Raw genomic sequence first — 3,775 nt, forward strand, 5'->3', positions numbered from 1 at the left:
GCTCAGGCTGGCGCTCTACCGCAGGCTCGGCGACCTCGAAAGCACCGAGGAGATCGACGCCTTCGGCGCCGAGCTGATCGACCGTTTCGGACCGCTGCCAGAAGAGGTGACGCATCTCTTGAAGATCGTCTTCATCAAGGCGCTTTGCCGCAGGGCCAATGTCGAGAAGCTCGACGCCGGCCCCAAAGGCGTCGTCATCCATTTCCGCAAGCGTGAATTCTCCAACCCGGTCGGGCTGGTCAAGTTCATCGGCGAGCAGGGCTCGCTGGCCAAGATCCGGCCCGATCACAGCGTCGTCTTCATCCGCGACTGGCCGAACGCCGAAAAGCGACTGGCGGGCTCGGCCGTGGTGATGACGCAGCTGGCGCGGCTGGTGGAGAAAGCCGCCTAGGTGTGTTGAGTTTCAGTTGATGCCGGCCTGCAAATGGCGGTTTCCCTGCGCTTCTGGTATCACGTGCTTTGAGTACGCTCCGCTCCGGTTCTCGGAAATCACCATTTTCGGCTCGGCCTAACCTGAATCTCAACACACCTTGGCCAGCAACGCTCATTCGCCAGCGCTCAAATTCCGGTCTAGAATAGGAATTCGGCTTCGTGTAAGGAGCCGCCACCCCATATTGGGCTGGAATGGCGGGCGAGGGTGCCCGTTCATCTGTTTGTTTGACGCAATTCCGCGCGGAATCACGCTTTTCCTGGAATTGCTGCTGAAGGGCGTTTGGGTGCAACGATGACGAAATGGTCGCCGAATTCGTGGAGAGAAAAGCCGATCAAGCAGGTTCCCGCCTATCCGGACCTTGCCGCGCTGAAGAACACGGAAGCCCAACTCGCCACCTTTCCGCCTTTGGTTTTCGCCGGTGAGGCGCGCAAACTGAAGAAGCAGTTGGCGGCCGTTGCCGCCGGTGATGCATTCCTGCTCCAGGGCGGCGATTGCGCCGAGAGCTTCGCCGAGCATGGCGCGGACAACATCCGCGACTTCTTCCGCGTCTTCCTGCAGATGTCCGTCGTTCTGACCTTCGCCGGCGCGCAGCCGGTGGTGAAGGTCGGCCGCGTCGCCGGCCAGTTCGCCAAGCCGCGCTCTTCCGACAATGAGACCAAGGCCGGCGTGACGTTGCCCAGCTATCGCGGCGACATCATCAACGGCATCGAGTTCGACGCCAAGTCGCGCATTCCCGATCCCGCCCGTCAGGAGATGGCGTATCGCCAGTCGGCGGCGACGCTCAACCTTCTGCGCGCCTTCGCCCAGGGTGGTTATGCCAGCCTGGAGAATGTGCATCGCTGGATGCTTGGTTTCGTCTCCGACAGCCCGCAGGGCGAAAAGTACGAGTCGCTCGCCAACCGCATCACAGAGACCATGGGCTTCATGCGCGCAGTCGGCATTACCTCCGAAACCAACTTCGCGCTGCGCGAGACCGATTTCTACACCAGCCATGAGGCGCTGCTGCTCGGCTACGAAGAGGCGCTGACCCGCGTCGATTCCACCTCCGGCGACTGGTACGCCACGTCGGGTCACATGATCTGGATCGGCGACCGCACCCGCCAGCCCGACCATGCGCATGTCGAATATTGCCGCGGCATCAAGAACCCGCTCGGGCTGAAATGCGGCCCGTCGCTGACACCGGACGGCTTGCTGGAGCTGATCGACCTGCTCAACCCGGAGAACGAGCCGGGACGGCTGACGCTGATCGCGCGCTTCGGCGCCGACAAGGTGGCCGAGCATCTGCCGAAGCTGGTGCGCGCGGTGCAGAAGGAAGGCCGCAGCGTGGTCTGGTCGTCGGATCCGATGCACGGCAACACGATTGAGGCGGCCGGCTACAAGACACGGCCGTTCGACCGCATCCTGAAGGAGGTGCAGACCTTCTTCGAGGTGCACCGCGGCGAAGGCACGCATCCCGGCGGCATCCATGTCGAGATGACCGGCAAGAACGTTACCGAATGCACCGGCGGGGCCCGTGCCATCACCGCGGAAGACCTGCAGGACCGCTACCACACGCATTGCGATCCGCGCCTCAACGCCGACCAGGCGATCGAGCTCGCCTTCCTGGTCTCGGACCTGCTCAAGAAGAGCCACACGGTCCAGCACAAGCAGGCCGCCAACGGCTGAGCCGCTTGCTGGTTTGAATCTGCGTGATCAAAGGCGCCGGAGAAATCCGGCGCCTTTTTTTGTTTCGGGCCGAGGAGCGGTAACATCAGAGCTTACGAAAATGTGTTCTGGCGCGACCATTGCAAAACCAAGATTGGATGGAACTGCATCGTCCACCCCCAACTGGTTCCAGCATTCACCATGCGTCACAAGCATGCCGTCATCCACCACCGCGCCCTTGATTTCTGGTCGGCTCGAGCGGCGGTCCTCGTCATCATCTGCCTGCAGCTTCTGGTCATAAACGACTTGTCGTTCGGCCCGCGCTGGCTGGCGCCTGCGATCGAGGCGGTGCTGCTCGTGCCCCTGTCGATCGCGACGGCGTGGACGCAAATGGCGACGCAGAAGGCCATTGATCACGAACATTGGTACGCGATCGGCCGGTTTCGCCTTTACATCCGCCGCACCGCGCTGGTCCTCACCGGCGTCATCAGCGTCATGAACTGCGGGGCGCTGGTCTTCTTGGTCAAGGCGCTGCTCGAAGGCCATGCCGGCGCCGGCACGACGCTGCTTGTCGATGCGCTGAACATCTGGGTCACCAACGTCATCGTCTTCGCGCTTTGGTTCTGGAGCACGGACCGGGGCGGGCCGCCGACCTGTGGGCTGGTCAAGCGCGCGCAGGCCGATTTCCTGTTCCCGCAGATGACGCTGCCCGACCGAGAAATCCGCGGCTGGCTGCCCGGCTTCGTCGACTATGCCTTCCTGGCGTTCACCAACGCGACGGCATTCTCGCCGACCGACACCTTGCCGCTCACCCAGCGCGCCAAGCTCTTGATGATGGCGGAGGCGTTGATCTCGCTGCTGACGATCGCGCTGGTGGCGGCGCGGGCGGTGAACATCCTCGCCTGAATCACGACACAGCTAGCGGCCGCGCTCCCAGCGCAAGTTCGTGAGCCGTGGGTCGGTGAAGGCCGCCCTGGAGAATTCGATCCGCTTTTCCGGAAACTCGCAGATCGCCTGCACGCCGAAGACGCCGAGGCGAATGCGCCAGGTCTGCGGCTCCAGCGGCTTTGCTTTTGCAAAACCCTTGCACGTCAACAGCGCAATGTTGGCGCCTTTCGGGTCGCGCGCCGAGCGGTAGCGGATCGCCTCCAGCCCGGCCTCGCGCGCGACATCGGCGATGGCCTGGCAAGCGGCGTAGTCGGTCGGATGCGTCCATGCGGCCGCGTCGCGGTCGAGCGGCGGCCTGGTCAGGTCGATGGCGGCGCATTTGATGGCGGCGGAAAAGGCAGTGTAGTCGGCGGCGTCGCGCGGCCAGGGCGTGTCGGGCGATTCGGCGAAGAACAGCAGGCGGTAGAACGCCATCTCGGCGACAGCCGTGAACATGGTCTCAGCCGCATAGTAGACGCCCCTGGTCCGGCCGGCGCGGCGAAAGCGCGAGCCATGGGGGTAGACCGAGCCGTAGCGGAAGGGCGTCGCCAGCAGGTAGTGGAGGTGCCGGCACTCGAGCGGGATCTGCGGCTTCGTCTCCTCGATCAGCTCTTCCAGCAAGGCCTGCTCGTCGAGCGTGTCGACGACCTTCAGCGTCGAGACGCGGTGCTGCGCCTCGACCATGCGCCAGTACTTGCCTTCAAGCCGGGCGGATTCAGACGAGAGCGCGTCGGGAGTCCAAATAGGCGATGACATCGACAAGTCCTGATA

4 protein-coding genes are annotated in these 3,775 nt (G+C 63.6%); 3 read left to right on the forward strand and 1 reads right to left on the reverse strand.

Features of this window, described 5'->3' with window-relative positions:
- The 3 genes from EN781_RS28220 to EN781_RS28230 all read left to right on the forward strand — a co-directional run.
- Positions 1-391: TRCF domain-containing protein (locus EN781_RS28220; RefSeq protein ID WP_348631395.1), on the forward strand; the 391-nt coding region annotated here is incomplete at its 5' end.
- Between the two features lie 333 nt (positions 392-724).
- A complete protein-coding gene (locus EN781_RS28225) occupies positions 725-2,098 on the forward strand; it encodes a 3-deoxy-7-phosphoheptulonate synthase class II (RefSeq protein WP_126054312.1) in 1,374 nt (457 codons plus the stop codon).
- Positions 2,099-2,278: 180 nt separating this feature from the next.
- Positions 2,279-2,983, forward strand: a complete 705-nt coding sequence (locus tag EN781_RS28230) for a hypothetical protein (protein WP_126054313.1) — start codon at positions 2,279-2,281, stop codon at positions 2,981-2,983.
- A gap of 12 nt (positions 2,984-2,995) precedes the next feature.
- On the opposite strand, the gene EN781_RS28235 is transcribed toward EN781_RS28230, so the two are convergent.
- A complete protein-coding gene (locus EN781_RS28235; RefSeq protein ID WP_126054314.1) occupies positions 2,996-3,760 on the reverse strand; it encodes an RES family NAD+ phosphorylase in 765 nt (254 codons plus the stop codon).
- Positions 3,761-3,775: the final 15 nt, after the last annotated feature.

Origin of the sequence: Mesorhizobium sp. M4A.F.Ca.ET.090.04.2.1, assembly GCF_003999085.1 — a bacterium.
Classification (GTDB): domain Bacteria; phylum Pseudomonadota; class Alphaproteobacteria; order Rhizobiales; family Rhizobiaceae; genus Mesorhizobium.

Excerpts from the sequence above, each read along its gene's own strand:
- EN781_RS28225 (WP_126054312.1), top strand. The coding sequence starts at position 725 with ATGACGAAATGGTCGCCGAATTCGTGGAGAGAAAAGCCGATCAAGCAG.
- EN781_RS28235 (WP_126054314.1), bottom strand. The coding sequence starts at position 3,760 with ATGTCATCGCCTATTTGGACTCCCGACGCGCTCTCGTCTGAATCCGCC.
- EN781_RS28230 (WP_126054313.1), top strand. The coding sequence starts at position 2,279 with ATGCGTCACAAGCATGCCGTCATCCACCACCGCGCCCTTGATTTCTGG.